Consider the following 24,717-nt stretch of genomic DNA (forward strand, 5'->3'; position numbering starts at 1 on the left):
TGGTGTAAGATTTGCTGTGCATATTATTTAAACAATTATCTTTAGCATAAAAAATAACTAATACGTAATCCCTTTTTTTCTGGCAAATGAGTAAAATTCCCGTATACTTTATGCCTGGTCTTGCTGCAAGTCCGGCTATATTTGAAAGAATCAAATTAGATGAATCTGTTTTTGAGACATTTCTCCTGGAATGGGAAATTCCAAACCCAAAAGAATCATTATCGGATTATGCACTCCGGATTTCAAAAAAAATTAAACATGAAAATCCTGTTTTAATCGGGGTTTCTTTTGGCGGCATTCTGGTTCAGGAAATTTCAAAACATGTCAAAGCCAGAAAAGTAATTATTATTTCGAGCGTAAGGAGTAATGTTGAATTTCCAAGAAGAATGAAAATAGGCAAGACTACAAAAGCCTATAAACTTATCCCGATGAAACTTATCCTTAATATTGAGAATCTGGCTAAATATTCGTTTGGAGAAAAAGTAAACAAACGAATAAAATTATACGAGAAATTTTTAGCGGTACGAGATATCAATTACCTGCAATGGGCTGTAGAATCGGTAATTTTATGGGATAGAAACCAAATCGACGAAAACGTGGTTCATATACACGGCGATCAGGATGATGTTTTTCCTATAAAGTATATTAATAAATGCATTGTAGTAAAAGGAGGGACTCACATAATGATCCTGAACAAATACAAATGGCTGAATGAAAATCTGCCTTCGATTATACTGGAGTAAACTTTAATGAAAATTCCAGAATTGTGAAATGTGAGATGTGAGTTGTGAATTGTGAGTTGTGAATTGTGAGTTGTGAGTTGTGGAGATGTTAGTTGAGAATTGTGAGTTGTGAAATGTTAGCTGAGAATTAAGAATTATGAGTATTAAAATTTCGCATAATATATTTTACGTTTCACGTTTCACATAACACATAACACATTTCACATAACACATTTCACATAACACATTTCACATAAAACATTTTACATTTCACATTAAAAAAAATCCACACTATCGAACCTATTCGTGTTTTTTGTCCTGATTATTGGATTCTTTAATTCTTTGAAGTTTATGGGTAAGATGTTCGATTTTTTCGTTCTTAAGTTTGATAATTTCCAGTCTTGCCTCTGCTAATTCTTTATAGCTGTTATTTTCGTCTGTGGCGGTGTTTTGCGACTTCAGCATATATCCTTCGTTTTTTATCAGCCATTCGCAGTTGTAATGAGGGTAAACTTCAACTATTTTTGTGATCCATTTGGTCTGAATGTCACTATTTTGGGCTATTGCTCTGGATAAAACGCCTTTACTTGCACCAATTAATTTCTCTAATTTTGTGATTGTAATAAGCTCGTTATCGGCTATTTGTTTGATATTTTTTAAAATCTCGCTCATTTACGACGGAAATTATCGTCTATTTTTTTCGTTGAAAATTTTCTCCGGTCTTTGTTGCAATATTTGAAACAGACAAAAGAACGTGCAAAAATAAAACAAAAAAGAAATAAATCCTTTTTAAGTTGTTGGAAATATTTAAACTATTTAATATAGTGTAGGGAAAGGTTTTTCTGACTGAATCGGTTGAGACTTTTTTTAGATTTTATTAAAAAAAGATGTTTTAAATCGCATAAAAAAAATAAGGATGTATTTGGGTGCATTAGGTTGAACCCGGTTAAAAAAAATAAAGCCCGGAAAAAAATCTTAATCCATAATTTTAGATAACTAAGTTTGTTGAAGATTGTGCGTGTGTCATTTGTGTCCTCTTTTTCTTTCTGGGCAATAACAAGGCTGTAAAGAAGTGATTTCTTTATGGCTTTTTTTTTTAAGACAGCTTGGTTTGAAAGGTGTTTTGAACTTCTTCTCTTTTTTTCTGAAATACATTTTCGCAATGAAACATAAGCTGATGTTTATTTTTGTCTTTCTTATTGAAGAAAATTATCTTCTTTTAATTTGTGTTTTTACTTCTAATTTTCTGTTTTATACGCATTTTAGAATTTGTTTCACAATGCTTTTTTTATCTTTTTGACTCGTATTTAGTTTGTAATTAACTGATAATCAATATATTGTCTTATTTTATTATAAAAATAACCTCTATATAGGGGATATTATCTTACAAAAAATATTTTTGTTGAAAATTATCAACTATCTTTGTTGCGAAATTTAAAACAACAAGACAATGGGAAGCACAAGAAATTATAACTCCTATGATTCTATGGTATTAGAAGCATTGTTTTTAAAATATAAAGTTTCTAAATACTATATCAGACAATGTGTTAACGGATCTGTTCAGGGAATTACAGCAGATGCCATTAAGAAGGATTACTCCAAAATGGAGAAGGCAAACAAAGAGACTATTTCAAATCTTATAAAAAAAACTTTAGAATAAAATTTTAGGTTATTAAAAACAAATAGAAAAATGAAAAAGATTGTATGTTTTTTACTGCTGTTTCAGGGCGGAATGATGATGGCGCAGACAGAAACTGTGGCGACAATAAATGGAAAAAAAATACAGGTAGTTCCAAATGGGGTAGGAACTGCTGATAACGGGATTACAGCTGCAAACAATAACGTACAGCTGGGCGGGCTTTTAGTAAAACCCACAACCTTAATCACAACATCTACTGAAACCCTTTCGCTGCTGGGGCTTCAGGATGGTGTGGCAGCAGATAAGATATTGGTTGTAGATGCGGGCGGGGTAATAAAATCGGTAGCAAATACTTCTAACATTAAGGAAATTAAAAAAATTGCTGCAGACTATACTGTAGCAGATACTGATTTTACCCTTCTGGCTTCTCAATTAACAGGTGATATTACCATTACTCTGCCTGCCGCATCAACTAATAAAGGAAGGATGCTGGTCATTAACCAGCTAAACGTTGCAAATGATTCCGGAGCCGAGGTAACAGTAAAATTCAATACCGATGTGGTGTATACCGATAAATTAAGTGCAAAAGAATTAACAGCAGGATTTAATTCCGTATCCGGAACACTTAAAGTAATACTGCAGTCTGACGGAACAAACTGGAACGTGGTTTCGTCTCTGTAAAAACACTACTTTTTTAAGCATGGCATTTTGCCGGCCTTAACCGGTTCGGTTTATTCTTTATATCCGGAACGGAAAGCAATTAACAATAATAACAATAGTAATACTAATAAAATTAAACAATGAAGAAAAATATATTTTGTATTTGGCTCACATTGCTGGCCATTATATGTACGGTTACTGTGGAAGCCCAGATGACCATTGGCGGGAAAAAGGCCCCCGAACCATTTTCGGTACTGGAGCTTCTTAATAAAGGCGGACTCAGACTGCCGCAGATTACCACAGAAGAGCGCAATGCTTATGCGGTAAAAAATAATAATCTTGGCGATGGGCTTACCATTTATAATAAGACAACCAACTGTGTAGAGTACTGGAACAAAGTACGCTGGGTAAGCTTGTGCGAGGGTGATTCTCAGGCATCGATAAGCCCGCAGCCTTGTATAGATGTTGCGGCAGATGGCACAGGCTGTGATGAAGAGTTTACAATTACAGATCCGGACTGTCCTAACGGACCGTTTAACATTGCTATAATGGCAGGCGGTGAATATGCCGGTTTATATGACCTGGACAATAGTGCAGGGACTTTTAAGGTAGCTTTTGCTGAAAACAACTCTGTAAACGCACGCACCGTACTGGTTCGTGTTACGAGCACCTGTACGAGTTTGTACAAAGAATTTTTATTCTCTCAAGAAGGGATAGACTGCAGTACGATGTCGTACACAGTGCCCGCTATTTTGCCGTCAGAAGCTTCTTTGACCTTATGTTCGGGAGGTTCGGTATATTTATCTGTTCCTGCAAATACGGCAGACCTTGGTAAATTAATCTGGACGCGCAACGGTATCGAAGTAGCACGCGGGGTTTCATACTATGTGGCGTCATTACCGGGAAAATACAATATTTCTATGGGGGCCATTGGCTGTAATACCAATGCTTCAAACGAGCGTACGGTAACAGCATCCGGTACAGTGGCACCGGGAAAAATTACAGCATTTGCCTCAAACAACGGGGTAATGTGCGGTACGAACTCAGTGACTTTGTCAGCAGTGTCTTCAACGGGTACTATTGTATGGTTCCATAACGGAAAAGAAGAAAAAACCGGTTCTTCGGTATCTATAAGCGGAGACAGCAGTGTTGGCGAATGGTTTGCTGCCGTTAAAGACGGAAGCTGCTACAGCAAACAGTCAAACATCCTTACGATTACAAAACAAGCAGGAACAGGAAGTGTATCGCTGCCTGCGGCTGATGTATTGGTAAACGGTGTGGCGTTGAACAGTTTTACAGCATTCTGTGCGGGCGGTACTTTAGATTTAAGTGTAGCCAACCCAAAGGAAAATGTGAAATATACGTGGTACAATGGCAATGAGGCAATTACGTCTAACCCGTTTACGGTGCCGGCTAACCAGGAAAAAATGACGCTTCGTCTGGTAGCAACAGACAATACAGGAGCTAGCTGTCCTGCTGAGGCAAGCGCAGTTGAAAAAGAAATTACAAGCGGCAGCACTCCGGGGCAGCCTAATATTACAGGAAACGCAACACTTTGTGACGGAACAACAGATTTAACACTGGTTCCTGCAGCAGCGGGAACTTATACCTATACGTGGTATAAAGACAATGTTAAAATGACCGAAACCACAGCAACGATAACTGTTACAACACCGGGTGTAGTATACAGCGGAACGGTTACCAATGCAACAGGATGTACCAGTACACTGGCTAAAAAAACAATCTCGGCAGATGTTTCAAGTCTTCCGGTACTTAAATGGACAGTTAATCCTGCTGAGGCTAATTTTGGAGCAAAAGTAACCTTACAGACCGAGATGACATTTGGTCCGGCAAGTTCGTATACCTGGACCGCTGACGGCGGTGCGACCGTAACAGGATCAGGGGCTTCTGTCAGCATACAGCTTCCGGCATCCGGTACAGATGGTGATGTGTCAAAAATTACAGTATTTGCAGAGAACAGCTGTGGTAAATCAGAAAAAATTGAGCACAGTATTGTAATGAAGAGCGACTGTCCTACGCCGGTAGTTTCTGCCCAGTCAGAAACAGATGTAAATGTAACGGCAGGATCAGGCACCGTATTAAAAGTAGCCCTGGCAACAGGTACAGGAGTAGGTACAAGTTACCAATGGTACACCAATACAACAAGTGCAACAACAGGAGGAACCGCAGTAAGCGGGGCAACAACAGCTTCATACACGTATAAGCCTTTATCTGCAGGAACTTATTACTTGTATTGTATTGCAACAAACTCATGCAGCGGGAAACCAACGGGGACATCGCCTTCATTTAAGGTTACGGCTGCAGCAAACCCTGATTCAATGCCAACAGGAGTCGGTACATTTAGCGGTAAAACCTGTTTTGATATTGCAGAAAGTAATTTTAATACAACCTGCGGACTTGAGCCTGCACGTACAGCAACAAAAGCCGATTTTAATTTAGCAGCTACCAATACGCAGACTTATACCTTTACACCTTCAGGTACAGTAAGTAAAGTCCGTTTTGTGTATGTAGAATCTTTAAGCGGTGCCCTTGTTAAAAGTATTACCAATAATGGAAACCCAACGGCATTAAATATAACTAAAGCAGTTACAGCGACGGTGGTGTATCAGACTACATTAAGTACAAGCGGCGGTGTACAAGGAACGGCTTACGGAAAAACAACTGCTGAGGCATTAACTGTAGATATCTATGCGATATTCAGCCCGTCGGCAAACGGAAGTGCTGCAGATGTAAAAGTAAAATTAACAGCGCAGATAAAAGACTGTGTTTGCTGCGGAGCATATGTGTCACCGGGAGTTTGGAAAACTTTCTTGTGTCATGATCTTGGAGCAGACACGTCTTTAGACCCTTTTACTCCTGCAATGGGATTGATAGGTGATTATTACCAATATGGAGAGAATAAACCACATACCTATGGCATGGTTTCTCCGCCTCCAGCTAATGCGTGGTATAATAACGGAAAAACAGCAAAAGACCCTTGTCCTGCAGGTTACCGCGTTCCTAGTGAAGATGAGTGGAATGGTGTAAGAGCTAATAATCAAATGAAAGCGGTTGGTGAGGTTGTGGATATTACGTCACGCGGAAAAGGAGGCTGGAGTTTTGGTCCAAATTTAATGCTGCCGGTAAATGGAAGGAGGGCAATTGATAGTGAAACGATTGAAGTAGGGTCAACTCAGTTAACCATGGCTTATAGGACCTCATTTTGTGACGGTGAAAGAACGTCCTGCTTTTTTTCTATAGGTGCTAATGAGCCTAGGCTTGTTTATCGATCTATTTCGGATCAGTCATATGGATATGCTATTCGTTGTATTTCAGAGAATTAATATAAAAATCTACAGGGCTTTAATACAGGCTTGTAGTAATCATATATAAAGGAATGCGCTTTTCATTTTCTGTACCGCAGAAATGAAGAGCGTATCCTTGTTTTAGAAATGAGAATTTTTTAAAAGAAAAAACATATAAAAATTTTGACAATGAAAAAAACAATAACTGCGATCTGTATTTTGGGGTCCTTCACCATTACACAAGCGCAGACCATACGTATAGATTTGGCAAAATATGGAGGGAAAGAATTTATGTACCTGTTTGATAAAGGCTCCGGAAAGGATACTATTGCCACAGGAACGCTGGATGCAAACGGTAAAACAGCACTTGACCTGCCTAATAGTAAAAAAGGCTATGCAGGCATGTCTCATTTTTTGCTCAAAGGGGGCATCTCGGTAGATTTTATTGTAAACAAAGAAAACGTAACCGTTTCCAGTACAGAAGAACAGCTTGTTCGGGACAACATAAAATTTACAGGTTCGGCAGAAAATGATTTTTTGTTCAGCAGGTTTAAAGAGCAAAGTAAACTGGATCAAAAAGCAAAAATGATAGAATACAGCTTTACCATTTACAATAAAGAAGATGCATTTTATCCTGCTCTCGATAAGGAAAAAGAAAATTTAAACAAGCAGCTGGCTGTTCAAAGAACCGGTACGGCACAAAGCAGATTGTATGCAGCGAGATTTTTGGAAATCTCAGATTTTTTAATGGGAATTGGCAGCAGTATCAATCAGCCGATAGATGAAAAAGTAAAAGAAGCCAATTTGTTTGTAAAGGAAAAACTTGATGTGGGAGTGCTTTACACCAGCGGCTACTGGAATGAAGTGTTGGAAAGCTGGATGCTGCTGCAGCAGAATGTTGTAAAAGACGATGCCGTCCTGCTGGCAGATACCAAACAAATTGCGTCCGGAATTAAGGATAATGCCGTATATGCAGCTTTTGCAGAAAAAATGGCGCTTTTGTATACCAAAAACGGCAAGGATAATCTGGTAAGCGAACTGAAAGATTTTGTTTCCAGGTCCGGAAGGGTAGAAAAACCGATAAAAAAACTGGCAGTGGTAATGAACGGTCCTGCGGTTGGAGCATCGGCACCTGCACTGCAGGATAAATCAGGTAAAAAGTGGCTTAAAAATACCTTATTATTCTTTTACGAATCCGGATGTAACAATTGCGAAAATGAAATTCACCAGTTAATGGGCAATTATCAATTGGTAAAAGATAAAGGTTATGAAATTGTAAGCGTTGCAGCAGATATGACACCCGATGCCGCAAACGGACACGATCACACTTTTCCATGGAAAGAGCAGCTCTGCGATTTCAAAGGATTTGCCGGACCTAATTTTGTAAATTATGGAATACTAGGCACACCAACCATTTTTGTCATAGATGCCAAAGGTAAAATTACAGGCCGCTACAGCAGTATGCTTGAAACGGGAATATTGTGAGTTGTATTATGTGAGATGTGAAATGTGAGATGTGAAATGTGAGTTGTGAATTGTGAGTTGTGAAATGTGAGATGTTAGTTGAGGAATGTGAGTTGAGAATTAAGAATTATGAGTATTAAAATTTCGTATAATATATTTTACATTTCACAACTAATATTTCACGTATTGCATTCCACATAATACATTTCACATAATACATTTCACATAATACATTTCACATAATACATTTCACGTATCACATAACACATAACACATAACACATAATACATAATACATTTCACATATCACATAACACATAACGCATTTCACGTATCACATTTCACATTTCACATAAGACATAACACATCTCACATTTCACATCTCACATCTCACAACTCACAATTCACAATTCACAATTCACAATTCACATCTCACAACTCACAAACTCACATTTATATAATTTTTTTCCTCTCTAAGGGAAGGCAGGGCCGTAAGGATTAATTTCTTTACGGCCTTGTTCTTTTTAGATATCTATAAAAAGATAAAATAAATCCTTATGATTTTTCTTCTATATCCAAAACCTGTATTTTTTTAGATAATATACTTGTGGAAGTTTTTAATATGTTGATATTTAGTATATTAGTTGTTTGTTTTGTGGGGTTTTGTACAAAAAATGAAGTTTTTTCGCAGTTAAAATCCGGTTTTTGCCTTGTATTTCTTCAATTCATGTTTGCTAAAAGATGTCTTATTCTATAATAATTAAAACTGGTAGTGGTAAACTGTTTTGTTGTTTGGGAATAATTTTGTCCCGTTTTTAGAAATTATTTCAAATTTTGGAATAAACTAAAATAGAATTACTTAGAGAGATAATTTTAAATTTTAACGAAAATTTTGAAAAATGAAAAAGATTGCATGTTTATTACTGCTGTTTCAAGGCGGTATTATGATGGCGCAGACGGAAACCGTGCCAACTATTAACGGAAAAAAAATTCAGGTAACCCCAAACGGGCTGGGTACTGCTGATAACGGTCTGACAGCAGCCGGAGGCAATGTACAGCTGGGGGGGACTTTGATACAAAAAACAACTCTTGTAACCAGTTCATCAGCTACTTTAGCTCTTAAGGGACTGCAGGCAGGTGCGGCTGCAGATAATGTTTTGGTGCTGGATGCCAATGGAGTGATAAAATCGATTCCAAGAAGTTCTTATGGGGATAATTTAGGAAATCATATTGCTGGTAAAGATTTGAATATGAATGGATACAACATAACTGCTGCAAAAGATATCACGGCAACAGGTAAAGTGTCTGCCGGTACAGCAGCAATTGCAAAAGGTACCAATGGTTCAACTCCAAGAGCGGGTTCTGTACTGGCTTCTTTTGATGGTACCGGCAGTGTTGTTTGGAAAGATCCTGAGGTAAATGTAGTCCCAAAATTAGTTGGTTTTGTAACATCAAGTACATCGCGTTCTGGTACTAATATATATTTTGACACAAAAGAAATTGATGTAGATAATGCATTTTCCGGAGGCCCAACAGGTGTTGGTTCGGTTTATACAGTACCAAAAAAAGGTATGTATCAGTTTTTTCTTAATATAAGTGTTACGTCCCCAGGGTCTTGGTATGTTAGAATTCTAAAAAATGATAAAGCAGTTGCGGCTGTTGATGCTACAGGTTCTTCATCAGGACCTTCGGCATCTATATTTGGTATTGATGAATGTGTAGTGGGAGATAGGATAACTGTAGATATGGGGGGTGGTGCCTCGGGATATAAAGGGGGGTTGACTCAGCTTACAGTGTTTAGATTTGAATAATGTAATAGAAATTTCTTTTAATGGGTACAGGCGGCGGCGCTGCCCGGGCCAATTGAAAGAAAAGCTTATAAGTCTCTAAAAAATAAGGATATAAACTTTTAGATTTTACAATCTGCCCTTTGTGTTGTCTTTTTTCTTCTTTAAGAAAAGACATGACTGTAAGGTGTAATTTATTTACGGTATTTGTTTTAAAAGAATAGAAAATTTTTAATTGTAACAAAATTTTGAGCAGCAAATAAATTTTCGGATTTGCAATTCACCCATTGCATTATCTTTTTCTTTTCTAAGGATGTTTTTGAAATATAAAGTTTCTAAGTATTATATCAGGCAGTGTATTACCGGATCTGTGCAGAGAATTATAACAGATGCTGTTAAGAAGGATTGCTCCAAAATGGAGAAAGCAGGTAGAGATTATTTTGAATCTTATAAAAAAAAACTTTAGAATAAAATTTAGGTTATTAAAATAAATTAAAAATGAAAAAAATTGCATGTTTTTTACTGCTTTTTCTGGGCGGTATTATGATGGCGCAGACGGAAACCGTGCCCACAGTTAACGGTAAAAAAATTCGGGTAACTCCAAATGGACTGGGTACTGTTGATAACGGGTTAACAGCAATAGGCGGCAAGCTGCAGCTGGGAGGTTCTTTAATAAAAGAAACAACCCTTGAAACCACTTCAACCGCTGCTTTGGCCCTGCAGGGGCTGCAGGCAGGTGCGGCTACAGATAATGTTATGGTGGTGGATGCCGGTGGAGTGATAAAATCGATTGAAAGAGATTCTATTGGGGATAATTTAGGAAATCATATCGCTGGTAAAGATTTGAATATGAATGCAAACAGTATAAATGCTGCAAAAGACATTACGGCCACAGGTAAAACAGCTGCCGGTACAGCGGTAATTGCACTAGGTGCCGATGGGTCAATACCCATGGAAGGTTCTATAGCAGTTTCTATGGATGATGAAGGTAATATCGTTTGGAAAGATCCTGAAGTAAGTATAGCTCCAAGATTAGTTGCTTTTGCGATAGCAACAGCAGCGCGTAATAATAGTAAAGTATATTATGACACAAAAAAAATTGATTTAGAGAATGCATTATCCGGAGACGCGACAAATGGTACGACTTATACAGTAGCAAAAGACGGTATGTATCAGATTTTTGCTAATCTAACTGTTTACGCCGGCTCAACCTGGACTATTAGAATTTACAAAAATGGTGTGCAAATTGGAGGTATGGATGCTTCTAATGTTAATGGAGGGGCTTCGGCGTGTGCATTTGGTATTGGCGAATGTTCAGAAGGAGATAAGATAACTGTAAGGATGGAAGGTTCTGCCACAGGATATAGACCAAATTACACTAGAATTGCAGTGTATAGATTTGAATAATGTAATAGAAATTTCTTCTGGTTGGTGCTGCAGTACCGCTGCTTGTGCCAATTGAAAGAAAAGCTTATAAGTCTAAAAAAAAAGATATAAACTTTTAGGTTTTGCAAGCCATCTTTTGCATGATCTTTTTCTCTCTAAGAGAAACAAGGCCGTAAAGATTAATTTCTTTGCGGTTTTGGTGTTGTGAGTTGTGAATTGTGAGATGTGAGATGTGAGATGTGAGTTGTGAGTTGTGAGTTGTGAGTTGTGAATTGTGATATGTGATATGTGATTTGTAATTTGTAATCTACAATCTACAATCTAAAATCTGCAATCTAAAATCTACAATCTACAATCTAAAATCTGCAATCTAAAATCTACAATCTAAAATCTACAATCTAAAATCTAAAATCTACAATCTAAAATCTGCAATCTAAAATTAAAAAATCCCAAATTCATAATCGAATTTGGGATTTTTATATTAAGATATAAAGAAGTTTAGATTTTCTTCATTTGTTCTTTCATCATAGAAATCTGGTCTTTCAGCATTCCCTGCTTGTCTAATTTTTTAGCTTCATTTAATAAATTAGTTGCTTCCAGTTTTCTTCTGCGGGACATGGCTACTCCGGCAAGGTTTAGTTTGGCTACAGCCAAATCCATATCCATTGATAGTCCAAGTTCGATTGCTTTTTTGAAATGTTTCTCAGCCTGAATTAAGTTAGTCTGCGAAAGCATGATTCCGTGAAGGTAATTAAAATACCCTTGTTGTTTTCTTACTAAAGCCGTTTCGGGATTTTTGATGTATGCCAGCCATTTTTTTGCGCCTTCAAAGTCTTGTTTTCTTAATTTAAGGAAGGCTAAAAGGATAAATTCGTTTTTAAAATAAAGAAAAATAGGAATAGCAGATAATAATATAAGGAAGATTCCATTTCCAACATAGTCATCGACAATCTCGTAAACACCAGCAATTACTAGAATTCCGGCTAAAATAAGTTTGATAATTTTGTTAAACATAATAGATGTATATTTGTAATTGCAAAGATAGTAAAAGGAATTAAAAATATTTTTATAAAACTGCTTGCCAGAAAAAAAAGTCTTTGTATATTTGCACTCGGTTTTTGAATAACGATATCCAAAACCAAGTAAGAGTTAATTAGATACCATTTTTAAAGATACAAAGCAATGAGCAAAAGAACATTTCAACCATCGAAAAGAAAAAGAAGAAATAAGCACGGATTTATGGACAGAATGGCTTCTGCGAATGGAAGAAAAGTTCTAGCGCGTAGAAGAGCAAAAGGAAGACATAAATTAACTGTTTCTAGCGAGCCTAGACACAAAAAATAATGTTTTTATAAACATACATAAGGCGATTACTTTTTTAGTATCGCCTTTTTTTATACCTTGTCGGTAAAAAAACTCTCAACTTTCTAGTTTATAGCACACTAGAAACGTTTTTTAAAGCACTTAAATAACTACACAATACATAAAAAATGCCTAAAGACACATCAATTAAATCCGTTTTAATAATAGGTTCGGGACCTATTGTTATTGGTCAAGCTTGCGAATTCGATTATGCAGGATCTCAATCTGCACGTTCGATTCGTGAAGAAGGAATTGAAGTTATCTTGATTAACTCAAATCCAGCGACAATTATGACCGACCCATCCATGGCCGATCATATTTATTTGAAACCATTAACTACAAAATCGATTATTGAAATTCTGAAGGAACATCCGCAAATTGATGCTGTTTTGCCAACAATGGGAGGACAGACAGCATTGAACCTGTGTCTGGAAGCTGAAGAAAAAGGAATCTGGCAGGATTTTGGAGTAAGATTGATTGGTGTTGATGTAAACGCAATTAATATTACTGAGGACAGAGAGCAGTTTAAACAGCTTTTAGAAAAAATAAACGTTCCTACTGCACCGGCAAAAACAGCTACTTCTTACTTAGAAGGAAAAGAAATTGCTCAGGAATTTGGTTTTCCGCTTGTAATTCGTCCTTCGTTTACACTTGGAGGAACCGGAGCGGCTGTGGTTTACAAAAAAGAAGATTTTGATGAGCTTTTAACCCGCGGACTTGAAGCTTCTCCAATTCACGAAGTTTTAATAGACAAAGCTTTGATGGGATGGAAAGAGTACGAATTAGAGCTTTTAAGAGATAAAAATGACAACGTTGTCATTATCTGTTCTATCGAAAACATGGACCCAATGGGAATCCATACAGGAGATTCGATTACAGTGGCACCGGCAATGACATTATCTGATACCACTTTCCAGAAATTACGTGACTATGCGATCTTAATGATGAGAAGCATTGGAAACTTTGCGGGAGGATGTAACGTACAATTTGCAGTTTCGCCGGACGAAAAAGAAGACATTGTAGCTATCGAGATCAACCCTCGTGTATCCCGTTCTTCGGCTTTAGCATCAAAAGCAACCGGATATCCAATTGCGAAAATCGCTTCTAAACTGGCTTTAGGATACAACTTAGATGAATTGCAAAACCAAATTACAAAATCTACTTCGGCTCTTTTTGAACCAACTTTAGATTATGTAATCGTAAAAATACCACGTTGGAACTTTGATAAATTTGAAGGTTCAGACAGAACTTTAGGTCTTCAGATGAAATCTGTAGGTGAGGTTATGGGAATTGGACGTTCTTTCCAGGAGGCACTTCACAAAGCAACCCAGTCTCTTGAAATTAAGAGAAATGGTTTAGGAGCTGACGGAAAAGGCTATAAAGACTACGAGCAGATTATCGATAAACTGACTTATGCAAGCTGGGACCGTGTTTTTGTAATTTATGATGCCATTGCAATGGGAATTCCGTTGAGCACTATTCATGAAATTACAAGAATCGATATGTGGTTCTTAAAACAATACGAAGAGCTTTATACTTTAGAAAAAGAAATTTCAAACTACAAAATTTCTGATCTTCCTAAAGAATTGCTGCTTGAAGCAAAACAAAAAGGTTTTGCCGACAGACAAATTGCTCACATGATGAACTGCCTTGAAAGTGAAGTGCATACTTTGCGTATGGAGCAAAAAATCAACCGAGTGTTTAAATTAGTTGATACCTGTGCGGCTGAGTTTAAAGCACAGACTCCATATTATTATTCGACTTTTGAAGCAGAAATCGAAAAAGCAGACGGACAACGTTTTGTAGATAACGAAAGTATTGTAACAGATAAAAAGAAAGTAATTGTTTTAGGTTCAGGACCAAACAGAATCGGGCAGGGAATCGAGTTTGATTACTCTTGTGTACACGGCGTTTTGGCAGCAAAAGAATGCGGTTACGAAACGATCATGATTAACTGTAATCCTGAAACAGTTTCTACAGATTTTGATACGGCTGATAAATTATACTTTGAACCGGTTTTCTGGGAGCATATTTATGATATTATCCAGCACGAAAAACCGGAAGGTGTAATTGTTCAGTTAGGCGGGCAAACGGCTCTTAAATTGGCTGATAAACTTTCTAAATACGGTGTAAAAATCATCGGAACGAGCTTCGATGCTCTTGACTTAGCTGAGGACAGAGGACGTTTCTCTGACTTGCTGACGGAGTTAAATATTCCTTTCCCAAGATTCGGAATCGCTGAAACGGCAGACGAAGCTTCGAAATTAGCAGATAGTTTAGATTTCCCTCTTTTAATTCGTCCTTCTTATGTATTAGGAGGTCAGGGAATGAAAATTGTAATCAACAAAAAAGAGCTTGAAGAGCACGTTATCGATTTGTTGAAAGCAATTCCTGGAAACAAATTACTTTTAGATCACTATTTGGCCGGAGCAATCGAAGCCGAAGCAGATGCTATTTGTGATGCTGACGGAAATGTTTACATCATCGGGATTATGGAGCACATCGAACCTTGCGGTGTTCACTCCGGAGATAGTAACGCGACACTGCCTCCTTTTAACTTAGGAGAGTTTGTAATGCAGCAAATAAAAGATCATACACATAAAATCGCCAGAGCTTTAAAAACAGTTGGTTTAATCAATATCCAATTCGCGATTAAAGACGATACGGTTTACATTATCGAGGCAAACCCAAGAGCTTCAAGAACGGTTCCGTTTATTGCAAAAGCTTACGGAGAACCATATGTGAACTACGCTACAAAAGTAATGTTAGGTCATAATAAAGTAACTGACTTTGATTTTAATCCGCAGTTAAACGGATATGCTATCAAACAGCCGGTTTTCTCTTTCAGCAAATTCCCGAATGTAAACAAAGCATTAGGGCCGGAGATGAAATCAACAGGAGAAAGCATCTTGTTTATTGATGACTTAAAAGACGACCAATTCTACGAATTGTACTCTAGAAGAAAAATGTATTTGAGTAAATAATCTCAGATTTTTATAAAAAAAGCTCCAATGAAAATTGGAGCTTTTTTGGTTTTATATGTTTTGTATTAATACGCTACATCGTATTTGTAATTAAAAGTACCCTCTGTTACTGTTGTGGTAACAGGATTTTCAGCACTGATAGGTTTTGAATAATCCTCAACACATTTAAAAGAAAAAGTTCCCTTAACTGTTTTGGCTGTTAAGTCAACTGCTGTTACAGATAAAGTCCCTTCTGCTACATATTGAATGTTTGCTTTGCTGTTGATTGTCGATTTAATTTCTGTTTTAGAAGCATCGTAAGTATCAGGAGAAATAGAATAAGTTCCCACTTTAAGATCGCTTCTTTTGATGAAAAGAACTATTTCGTCGAACCCTTTTCTTCCCTGAAGCTGGATATATTCCGCTGCAGGATAATACGTGAACAACGGTTTTGTAGCAAAGTTTGAATTGAACGGATTATTCACTTCCCATAAAGTTCCGTCGACTTTTGCAGTCATGGCAAATTCTGATACCGGAGTGCTGTCGTCCGGTGTTTCAGTGTTGTTGTCATCGCTAGAACAGCTGTTTAAAATTACGACTAAAAATAGTAATAAGGCTTTTGGTATTTTCATTTTGGATAAAATTTGTTAAGCCGTAAATGTAAATAAATATGGGTTATTATTTTGCTGCGGTTAAAGAAATATTGATGTATTAATAATATAAAAAGCTCCGGCATTGGCTGGAGCTTTTTGAGTTGTTCAGTTTTGTTAAATGTCGATCTTTAAAGCCTTTGAGCTTTTCCTTTAATTGTAATAATAATTAAAAGTACCATCGGTTATTTTAATCGAATACGGATTAGAAGAGCTTAACGGCTCAGGTTTTTGAACGCAGTAAAAAGAAAATGTACCGGCGGCTCTTTTGACTTTTTTGTTAAGTGCAGTTATTGATATGCTGCCTTTTAATATATGCTGAGGCCTGTTGTTGATCTTAAAGTTAGCTTCAATTTGAGTATCGAATGGATTATAAGTTTCTAATTTAAAAGAATAAGTGCCAATGGCGAGATTTTTTCGATTAATGTACAGTGTAATTTGAGATGTTCCGTTTTTTCCATCTAATTGAATAAAATCTTTGGCCGGATATTCCGGTAATGAAGGCTTTGTTGCAGTATTTGTGCCAAATGGATTATTTACTTCCCACAAAACCCTGTGAGCATCCTTCTTAATAAGAGTGTCAGGGATTGTAACATACACATTAGCAGTCATTGCAAATTTTGAAATAGGAAAATCTTTTTCTGCCGTATCATTTTCCTTTTCAATATCATTTTTAGCAGTATCTGTCATGCTGTTTTCACTCTCGCTTGAACAACTGTTTAGCACAAGTAATAATAAAATTAATAAGGTTTTTGTTGTTTTCATTTTGTAATATTTAATGGGTGTGAATTAAAGTAAACCTGGCTGTAAGAAATGTTCTAAATGTCTTACAGTTCAAACTCATTTTTTAAAAGAGATGAATAAACTTCGTTATCATGCAGCATCATTATAAATCAATGCAAATTTGATTATAATACAATTGTATTGCGTAATATAAATCGCATAAAATTTGTTGTTTCCGCTTTTTATGTCGCTTATTTTGTAGCGTAATTCTGTTTGTTTTTATTATTTTAGCTTAAAACTTTATATTTTATGCAAACAGAGATTGTAAATAAAATAAAGAAAATACGCTTAGAAAAAGGATTATCAGTACAAGAGATGGCAGACAAACTCAATATAGATCTTTCTGCATATTCACGCTTAGAGTCTGGTAATACTTTTACCTGGGGGAAATATTTAGAAGATATTCTGATTATTTTTGAAGTGTCTCCGGAATCGTTTTTTAAAGGTATAATGGGGAAAAAAAGTAATCACAAAAATAAAAACGCTTTGACTGAAGAGAATATTTTTTTTGAAAAAATATATTTTGAATATAAAGAGATGGTTGAAAAAATGGAATATTTATACGGTCAAAGACTTAAGGATAAAGATGAAATTATAGCATATCTAAAAAGAATGAATAAAGACTGCGGTGATTAATTTATTTTTTACTTAATAAAAAGTCTCTCTTTGTTAAGATGAAGATCAAAAAAAAGCTCCGGCATTGGCTGGAGCTTTTTTATATATTTTGAATTATTCAGTTTTGTTAAATGCCATATTGTCTCTGGTATTTTTTTGGACAGAAATTGCACCAAATAAAGCTAGTAAAAAGGCAAAGGCATAGAAACCTTTTTCACTTGGTAAAATAGTTGCATTTATTAATCCGATGACTAATAGAGCAACAGATAATAGTGTTCCAAACCAGCAGATTCCATAATAAATATTGGTTACAGGAAGGTTTTCAAGCCTGTCTCTAACACTTTTCTGCAATGAAACTACACCAAAAAGACCGAACATTAGTACAGTAAAATAGTATCCCTTTTCATTTAGCTGCATTTCTGCTCTTGCCAGTCCTACTATAAATCCCACTGTCCCTGCGGCTAATGCTACCCAGGATGCCGCTATAAAAGCGATTGAAGTTTTTTGTATCATGTTAAATTAATTTATTGATCTGCAAATATAATTAATCTGATTACAAAAAGTAAGTTTAATCTTTCATTTATGTAATTTGATATCGTTTGATGTTTTGTGATTGTATAAAATAAAAAAGCTCCATAAAGGAGCTTTCTGATTGTAAAAAGTAAGATGTATTATTTGTTAAGTAACTGCTGTAAAGGTTTTAGCTGTTCCATATCGATTTTAGATTCTTTTAAAACCGATAGTAATGACATGATATTATTAGGATTCATGTCGTTTCCTAAAACGCGGACTACTGCAAAACCATTTTCTTTTTTATTGGCAAACACAACAAATTCGGTAATGTTTTCGTCTGTGCCCACATAACTGATTGAAGCGCCTTCTTTTCCGGACCCCACTTTCATTAATTCCTGATATTTTGGATTTTTAAGGATTTCAGTGACTTTTTTGCGTTCGGCTTCAAATTCAGCCTGATTTTTATCGGTTGCCTTAAAAGCCAGAATGTTCATTTTGTCAAAAGAGTTTAATGCTTCATTTTGTGCTGCAGATAATTTTGTTTTTTCTAAATTCAAAACATCAGACGAAAGATCAACTGCAATAAAATCTTTTTTCTCGGTATTTTCTACAAAATATTTTTGAAGAGTAGGCTCAGAATTACAGCTTATTAAAACTGTTAATGCCAAAAGGACTGAGGTAAAAACGCCGGCTTTCATATTATTTTTTGTTTTTAGAAGCTTTCTTTAAATCTGATCCTCCCGGAAGATGCATTTTATCTGTCAGGAGAGAAATTTCGTTTAAATCGAAATTACCGGTTAGCGATAATAAAACCGTTTCGTCGGTTTTTGCACCGTCAACAAACATCAGTAATTCTTTAATTTGTGAGTCGCTGGCACCTGATTTAACCATTATTTTGACATTTTTGCCACTGTCATTTACACGCATTAATTCCTCTAAACCGGCTGTTTTTATGTATTTGTCGGCAGAAGCTTTCATGTCGGCTTCGATTTTAGGGTTTTTGGTTGTAAACACTTTTAAGTAATCCAGTTTCTTAATGAGACTAATGTACTGCTGTGTTTCTTTATCAGAAGCATCAACTTTTACCTTGCTCATTAAATCGAACATTTTTTTGTTTACAATTACAGAGGTTACGTCGTCCTGACCATCAAATTTGTCAAAAGCGCCCTGTGCATAAAATGCCTGTGTTACGAATGCGAATACTAAAGTTATGATGAAATTTTTCATGTCTGATTGGATTTAATTACTGTTTAAAAATTTTGTTTTTTGATTCTTCATATTCGTTAATGTACTGCACACTTTCAATGCCTGTATTAACATGGTTTGACAATAGGGCCAAAGCTTTCTGCGTCGCTTTTAAAGCTTCTTCGGGATTGTCATAGGTTCCTAATTCTGAATGCGCTGCAACCGGAGCTGCATTTTTTTCGCGGACAAAGAAATAAGTCCCAATTCCCAGTAAAACAACAACTGATGCTGCAATCGAAAGCCACGCCGCGTTTCGTTTTTTAGATCGAAGTAGAATCTCATGCGTTGATTTTTGTTGTTTTACCTGAGAGAAATAACCAAACATAGGTTTGTACTGCTCCAGATGCTGCGCAACATCCGATGAAGAAAAGTATTCTTTTAACTGGTTTTCTTCGGCAATAGTAGTTTCTCCCTGAAAGTATTTTTCTAATATATTTTCTATTTTATCTAATTCCATAACTGTGTGCATTTACCATTGATTCTCTGATTTTTTTTCTGGCTCTGGAAAGCGCTGTCCGTATTGCGGTCTCATTCATATTTACAATTTTCGCAATTTCTTCAAATTCATATTGCTCAACATCCCGAAGCTGAATTAACAGCTGCAGCTGCTCCGGAAATTCGTTTATAATTTTTTCTACCCATTCAAGGCTGTCGGCATCTTCAAGCTTTTTATCCAGCTGCGGTTCCCGGTCTGTAAAATTAGTATGCACGATCTGGAGATTTCCTGCTCTTTTAGATTTTAACTGATCGAGACAATAGTTTTTTGTCATCGTCATGGCAAGTGCTTCGACATTATTGTAGGTATCGAGATTCTCCTTTTTATTCCATAATTTAACCATTACTTCCTGAGTAGCGTCTTCGGCTTCTTCCGTACTGGTGAGCAATCGTTTGGCCAGACGAAAAACTTTGTCTTTGAACGGATTAACTAATTCTATAAACACATTTTGGTTCATCACTGCGTGGTTAGTGGTTAGCTTATATAGTCAAGACGAGTTACGATATTATTTGTTACAGACAATATTGTTTATTTATAAAAAAAAAGTGAATAAAGATAATATTGTTAAAACTAAAGATAGTATTTTTACGTTAATACTATACCACCAAAAACCAAAATCGGCGTATATGAAAACAATTATAAAGGGTTTATTACTTTTATTTCTGCTGTCATTTTCTTTGCAGTCATGTGAAGATCAGGACGATGTTGCTGCTCCGGCCAATCTGCAGGTAAATAATTTTATCTGGAGAGGATTAAATCAATATTACCTATGGCAGGCAGATGTGCCTAATTTGAGTGATGAGAGAGAAGTAAATCTTTATTCTTTTTTAGAAAACTACCCTAATCCTGATGATTTGTTTCAGGATTTATTATACAAACCAGCCAGCAAATTTCCAAAAGGACAAGCCGTTGACCGTTTTAGCTGGATAGTTGAAGATTACAGCGTTCTGGAACAGCAGCTTCAGGGAACCAGCAAAAATAACGGGGTAGATTTCAGACTGAGTTATAAGCCGGGAAGCACAACGGAGTTAGTAGGTTTTGTTCGTTATATTCTTCCAAATTCGAATGCATCGGGAAAAAATATCAAACGAGGTGATTTGTTTACCGGAGTCGATGGAGTGCAGCTTACGGTTTCAAATTATCAGTCACTGTTAAATGCTGACAATTATACATTAAACATGGCGTCGTATGACGGAAGTAATTATAACGCTAATGGAGCATCAGTTTCATTACAGAAAACCAATTTAGATGAAAATCCTGTATTTCTTAACAAAGTAATTATTTCAGGAAGTCATAAAATTGGGTATTTAATGTACAACGGTTTTTATTCTAATTATGATGAACATCTAAATAATGTTTTCGCTTCGTTAAAAGGAGAGGGGATAACAGATCTTATTCTCGATTTGAGATATAACGGGGGAGGATCTGTAAATACTGCAGCGCGTTTGGCCAGTATGATTACAGGGCAGTTTGATGATAAGATTTTTGCCAAAGAAAAATGGAATCCAAAAATGACTCAGGCTTTTGAAAATGAAGATCCGGAGTTTTTAAATGTAAGATTTGTAAACAATGTAAAAGGAAGCGCAATTAACAGTCTGAAGCTGTCAAAGATCTATATCATTACCACAAGCGGTACGGCTTCGGCCAGTGAATTGGTAATTAACGGACTTGCTCCTTATATTTCGGTTGTACAGGTTGGAGAAACTACAATAGGTAAAAATGTGGGATCGGTAACTTTGTATGATTCGCAGAGTTTTCAAAAATCAAAGGTCAACCTGAATCATAAATATGCGATGCAGCCTTTAGTTTTTAAAACTGCCAATGCTGTAGATTTTGGCGAATATACAGACGGATTAAAACCAACTTACGAACAAGCCGAACAGATTACGAATTTAGGCGTTTTAGGAGAAAGATCTGAACCGCTGCTAAATCTGACTATTTCAAAAATTACGGGTGAAGCCGCTAAAAAAATAAAGAAAGATCCAAAAGCCGCTTTAGGAAATTTTACCGATTCTAAAGCGATGTTCGGAATTAAAAATCAAATGTATCTGGAGGAAGCTCCGGAAGGATTTTTAAAATCACTGTAATAAAAAAACGGCTTTCAGAGATGAAAGCCGTTTTCTTTTCCAAAAACTAATAAACTTAATTCTAAAAAGGAATTAATCGTTAAAATAAAAACCGTTTGGACCTACACCAACCGCTAACTCTTTTTGAATAGCTCCGGCTAAATTGTAGATATAGGCTTTACTGTCTTGTTTGAAATCACCGCCATCTGATATAAAAATACGATCGTTGTGAACAGCGAATCCGTATAAATAACCTGCCGGAGAAGTTAGAATTGCATCTGTTGAAGGCACATCTGCAGTTGTGTTCATTACATAAACTGAACTTTTTGCGGTATAGTAAATTTTACTTTGATAAATATCTAAAAGTCCTGCTCCGTCTAAACTTTCAGGGAATGTGATTTTAGAAACAGATTTGTCTGATAATTTTACTTTAACAAGCTCGCCTCTGCCTGTATAAGGTGCTCTTAAAATATACAAAGTTCCATTTTCTTCTTCCATAGAATCTGCAGAATACCCTACAGTTACAGGAGTTTCTAATGTTTTAGACGTAATATTTACTATCGACAATTTATCACTGCTGTTTGGCTCTGTTATGTATAATTTATCATCTTTTAATACGATTCTGTTTCCTGTCGTATTTAAATCAATTTTAGATTCTACAGTATTAGTCGCCAGATTGATGATGGCAACATAATCATCTGTATTTGCATTTGGGTTTGCTGTTGGATCGTCATAAACAGGATAAGTATTGGCATTAGTTACATAAGCTTTACCATCTTTTACTACTCCATATCTGGGATTAACCAGTCCGCTGTCAACCTTTGCGATTAGTTTAAAAGTATATCTGTTAACCACATTGATAACATTAGAACCGCCTGCAATAATATAAGCTTTATCTCCATCAAAGAATATGTTTTGAGCAAATTTTCCTAATGCATCACTTCCGTTTACTTTAGAATAAACGTCTTTTGTGAATGAGCTGAAATCATCATTCGAAAATGAAACAGTTCCTTGCCCCGTACTTCCTTCATTTAAAATAAAGAACCCTTCTTCGTAATCTCCTTTTGAAGGCGTTACGACTACATCATCATCATTGTTTTCTGTAGTATCATCATCACTTGAACAAGAGGCAAATAATGAAATACAAAGTGCTAGTAAGAGTAATTTACTAAGTTTCATAATTATTAAAATTTTAGAGTTAAATACATATTGAAATTACTTCCCGGCATAGGTCTGTCCTCATAACCTTCATAATCCTTATTAAAAAGATTGAGAACCTTAAAACCGAGTTTGAAAGAATCCAGAAATTTGAAATCGTAATCAATTCCCACATTCGAAACCGTGTAATCATTTATAATTTCATCAGGATTATTGTCTGCCCTTGTATATACAAAGCCATTGTGCAGGAACTGATAATAAGCCGTGATTTTGTTTCTGGAATACGATGCCGAAGCGGTGACTTTATTAAACGGAACAAAAAACAACTGCTTTTTAGTTTCGTAATCTTCAGATACAGTGTAAGCATAAGAGCCATTAAAAACCAAATGATTTTTTCCGAAAGAGGTATGCCAGTTTAGCAGAGTTTCGGCTCCGTAACTGTTTACTCTGTCCGTATTCTGAGGCGACCAAATACCGTTTCTTCCAGGTACCCACTGCAGCATATCTTTGAGTTTGATATAGTAAAAAGTTTGTGTAAGCGAAATATTTCTGAATGTAAAAACATTTCCTATTTCAGCCTGATATGAACTTTCAGGTTTTAAATCCGGATTGCCTCCCGGATTCCAGTATAAATCATTATAAGTTGGTATTCTGAAATTTCGCGAAACGTTTACTTTTAAATTGTATAATCTGCCAAACTGATATGCAGACCCAAGCGAGAATAAAACCGGTGAGTCATAATTGTCTGTAAACTCTTTTCTGATCCCGAATTCATTTTTCCAGTTGTTTCCAATGTCCTGTTTTACAAGTAAAGAAGCAGATGTGATTTCGCGGACGTGATCGCCAAAACTTGTTCCGTAACCTTTTGTTCTGTTGTAATCTACGATACCGTTTATTTGTGTTGATTTAAATAGTGTATATCCTAAATCTAATTTTGTAATTAAGTTTTCGGTTTTACCATAGCTGAAATAATCTTTTGTATTATCGGCAAAATACTGGTAGTTTTCGAAGATGTAAGCCGTTTTAAAATTGGTTTTGAATTTCCCGAAGTCACCGTCATATTCCAGTAAATTTCGGTTGAAACCGTTTACATATTTACTTTTTGTTTCACTTTCAGTAACAAGAGAAGTGTTACGGTCAGTATTTGAAATCTGACTATAAAGTTTAAGCGTATTTTTTGTATCAATTTTATAGCCTGCACTGGCGCTCATGGTCATAATTTCATATTCGCCATTTTGATTCCAGCGCTGTTCGCCTCTCCACGTATAACGGTTTAGATATTTATAATCATTTGTAGAACTGTTTCGGGAGAATCCAATTTGGGCACTCCATTTTTCATTAGCAATATTGGCTTTATAATTTATTCCAATAGTGTTAAAACTTCCGTATTCTAGTTTTAAATTATTCTCAAAACGATTAAAAAATGCCAAATCAGAATTTAAATGTACAGTTCCTCCAACAGCACCACTTCCGTAAATTACACTTCCTCCTCCGGCTTTTACACTTACAGAATTATAGTCAGCACCTGAAATGGTATTAAAGTCAGTACTTCCGTTCATCTGAGAATTAATATTGATACCGTTCCAGATTACAGCAGTCTGAGAAGAAGTTGTTCCTCTAAAAGAAACATTAGAAAGCATTCCTCTGCCATATTCTTTAAAATAAATGGAAGAATTATAATTTAATAAATTAGTAAGTAAAGGTTCATTTTTATTGATAACTGAATCATTCAATTGCAATACCGACTGTGAATTAGAATATTTTTTAAGATTAGTGTCAGAAACCAAAACTTCTTTCAGTTTGGTAATAGAATCGTTCTGCGCACAAATTACCTGGCACAACAATAGAAACAATAAAACAAAACGCATTCTTAAAGTCATAATTTCTACACTCTTTTTCCCGAG

22 protein-coding genes are annotated in these 24,717 nt (G+C 35.9%); 11 read left to right on the top strand and 11 right to left on the bottom strand.

All coding sequences use genetic code 11. The annotated features are described in order from the left end of the window. Positions 1-86: 86 nt before the first annotated feature. A complete protein-coding gene (locus tag OZP11_RS19065; RefSeq protein WP_281232094.1) occupies positions 87-743 on the top strand; it encodes an alpha/beta hydrolase family protein in 657 nt (218 codons plus the stop codon). A 279-nt stretch (positions 744-1,022) separates the two neighbouring features. Here OZP11_RS19065 and OZP11_RS19070 read toward each other — a convergent pair whose 3' ends face one another. After that, the gene (locus OZP11_RS19070; protein WP_281232095.1) at positions 1,023-1,394 is read right to left on the bottom strand and encodes a hypothetical protein; all 372 of its coding nucleotides are present in this window, start codon (positions 1,392-1,394) and stop codon (positions 1,023-1,025) included. Positions 1,395-2,172: 778 nt separating this feature from the next. On the opposite strand from OZP11_RS19070, the gene OZP11_RS19075 reads away from it, so the two are divergent. The 6 genes from OZP11_RS19075 (at position 2,173) to OZP11_RS19100 (ending at position 10,983) form a co-directional block, all read left to right on the top strand. Continuing rightward, complete coding sequence (locus tag OZP11_RS19075) at positions 2,173-2,382, top strand: hypothetical protein (RefSeq protein ID WP_281232096.1); 210 nt, start codon at positions 2,173-2,175, stop codon at positions 2,380-2,382. Positions 2,383-2,412: 30 nt separating this feature from the next. After that, entirely contained in the window at positions 2,413-3,042 is a 630-nt protein-coding gene (locus OZP11_RS19080) for a hypothetical protein (protein ID WP_281232097.1), read from the top strand. Between the two features lie 119 nt (positions 3,043-3,161). Then, the gene (locus tag OZP11_RS19085; protein ID WP_281232098.1) at positions 3,162-6,365 is read left to right on the top strand and encodes a phage tail-like protein; all 3,204 of its coding nucleotides are present in this window, start codon (positions 3,162-3,164) and stop codon (positions 6,363-6,365) included. A gap of 150 nt (positions 6,366-6,515) precedes the next feature. Further along, positions 6,516-7,811 (top strand): peroxiredoxin family protein, encoded by a 1,296-nt coding sequence (locus tag OZP11_RS19090; protein ID WP_281232099.1) that lies wholly within the window; start codon positions 6,516-6,518, stop codon positions 7,809-7,811. Positions 7,812-8,688: 877 nt separating this feature from the next. Next, entirely contained in the window at positions 8,689-9,600 is a 912-nt protein-coding gene (locus OZP11_RS19095; RefSeq protein WP_281232100.1) for a hypothetical protein, read from the top strand. A 474-nt stretch (positions 9,601-10,074) separates the two neighbouring features. After that, the gene (locus OZP11_RS19100) at positions 10,075-10,983 is read left to right on the top strand and encodes a hypothetical protein (protein ID WP_281232101.1); all 909 of its coding nucleotides are present in this window, start codon (positions 10,075-10,077) and stop codon (positions 10,981-10,983) included. Between the two features lie 477 nt (positions 10,984-11,460). Here the strand turns inward: OZP11_RS19100 and OZP11_RS19105 are convergent, their stop codons facing one another. After that, positions 11,461-11,976, bottom strand: a complete 516-nt coding sequence (locus OZP11_RS19105; protein WP_281232102.1) for a DUF2892 domain-containing protein — start codon at positions 11,974-11,976, stop codon at positions 11,461-11,463. Positions 11,977-12,144: 168 nt separating this feature from the next. On the opposite strand from OZP11_RS19105, the gene rpmH reads away from it, so the two are divergent. Next, entirely contained in the window at positions 12,145-12,306 is a 162-nt protein-coding gene (rpmH, locus tag OZP11_RS19110) for a 50S ribosomal protein L34 (protein ID WP_008464848.1), read from the top strand. Positions 12,307-12,452: 146 nt separating this feature from the next. Next, positions 12,453-15,308 carry a carbamoyl-phosphate synthase large subunit gene (gene carB, locus OZP11_RS19115; RefSeq protein ID WP_281232103.1) on the top strand — a complete coding sequence of 952 codons (2,856 nt, stop codon included), beginning with the start codon at positions 12,453-12,455 and terminating at the stop codon, positions 15,306-15,308. Between the two features lie 65 nt (positions 15,309-15,373). Here carB and OZP11_RS19120 read toward each other — a convergent pair whose 3' ends face one another. Together OZP11_RS19120 and OZP11_RS19125 are read right to left on the bottom strand one after the other, a co-directional pair. Further along, positions 15,374-15,919 carry a Riean_0653 family protein gene (locus OZP11_RS19120; RefSeq protein ID WP_281232104.1) on the bottom strand — a complete coding sequence of 182 codons (546 nt, stop codon included), beginning with the start codon at positions 15,917-15,919 and terminating at the stop codon, positions 15,374-15,376. A gap of 171 nt (positions 15,920-16,090) precedes the next feature. Next, a complete protein-coding gene (locus OZP11_RS19125) occupies positions 16,091-16,702 on the bottom strand; it encodes a hypothetical protein (protein ID WP_281232105.1) in 612 nt (203 codons plus the stop codon). A gap of 267 nt (positions 16,703-16,969) precedes the next feature. On the opposite strand from OZP11_RS19125, the gene OZP11_RS19130 reads away from it, so the two are divergent. Beyond that, positions 16,970-17,356, top strand: a complete 387-nt coding sequence (locus tag OZP11_RS19130; protein ID WP_281232106.1) for a helix-turn-helix domain-containing protein — start codon at positions 16,970-16,972, stop codon at positions 17,354-17,356. A 93-nt stretch (positions 17,357-17,449) separates the two neighbouring features. Here the strand turns inward: OZP11_RS19130 and yiaA are convergent, their stop codons facing one another. From yiaA to OZP11_RS19155, 5 genes are all read right to left on the bottom strand, one after another. Then, the gene (gene yiaA, locus OZP11_RS19135) at positions 17,450-17,848 is read right to left on the bottom strand and encodes an inner membrane protein YiaA (protein WP_281232107.1); all 399 of its coding nucleotides are present in this window, start codon (positions 17,846-17,848) and stop codon (positions 17,450-17,452) included. Positions 17,849-18,006: 158 nt separating this feature from the next. Further along, positions 18,007-18,546, bottom strand: coding sequence for a GFO_1091 family lipoprotein (locus tag OZP11_RS19140; protein ID WP_281232108.1), 540 nt, complete (start codon positions 18,544-18,546; stop codon positions 18,007-18,009). Between the two features lies 1 nt (position 18,547). After that, positions 18,548-19,075 (bottom strand): DUF4252 domain-containing protein, encoded by a 528-nt coding sequence (locus OZP11_RS19145; protein ID WP_281232109.1) that lies wholly within the window; start codon positions 19,073-19,075, stop codon positions 18,548-18,550. Between the two features lie 16 nt (positions 19,076-19,091). Continuing rightward, the gene (locus tag OZP11_RS19150; protein WP_281232110.1) at positions 19,092-19,550 is read right to left on the bottom strand and encodes a PG0215 family putative anti-sigma factor; all 459 of its coding nucleotides are present in this window, start codon (positions 19,548-19,550) and stop codon (positions 19,092-19,094) included. Then, on the bottom strand, positions 19,537-20,046 hold the full coding sequence (locus OZP11_RS19155; RefSeq protein WP_281232111.1) for an RNA polymerase sigma factor: 510 nt from the start codon (positions 20,044-20,046) through the stop codon (positions 19,537-19,539). The genes OZP11_RS19150 and OZP11_RS19155 overlap by 14 nt, the downstream gene beginning before the upstream one ends. A gap of 169 nt (positions 20,047-20,215) precedes the next feature. On the opposite strand from OZP11_RS19155, the gene OZP11_RS19160 reads away from it, so the two are divergent. Then, a complete protein-coding gene (locus tag OZP11_RS19160) occupies positions 20,216-21,676 on the top strand; it encodes a GFO_1087 family putative carboxy terminal peptidase (RefSeq protein WP_281232112.1) in 1,461 nt (486 codons plus the stop codon). Between the two features lie 72 nt (positions 21,677-21,748). Here the strand turns inward: OZP11_RS19160 and OZP11_RS19165 are convergent, their stop codons facing one another. Both OZP11_RS19165 and OZP11_RS19170 read right to left on the bottom strand, forming a co-directional pair. Further along, positions 21,749-22,834, bottom strand: coding sequence for a YncE family protein (locus tag OZP11_RS19165; RefSeq protein ID WP_281232113.1), 1,086 nt, complete (start codon positions 22,832-22,834; stop codon positions 21,749-21,751). Between the two features lie 5 nt (positions 22,835-22,839). Next, positions 22,840-24,693 carry a TonB-dependent receptor plug domain-containing protein gene (locus tag OZP11_RS19170; RefSeq protein WP_281232114.1) on the bottom strand — a complete coding sequence of 618 codons (1,854 nt, stop codon included), beginning with the start codon at positions 24,691-24,693 and terminating at the stop codon, positions 22,840-22,842. Between the last annotated feature and the right edge of the window lie 24 nt (positions 24,694-24,717).

It is taken from the genome of Flavobacterium gelatinilyticum (genome assembly GCF_027111295.1).
Taxonomy (GTDB): Bacteria; Bacteroidota; Bacteroidia; order Flavobacteriales; family Flavobacteriaceae; genus Flavobacterium; species Flavobacterium gelatinilyticum.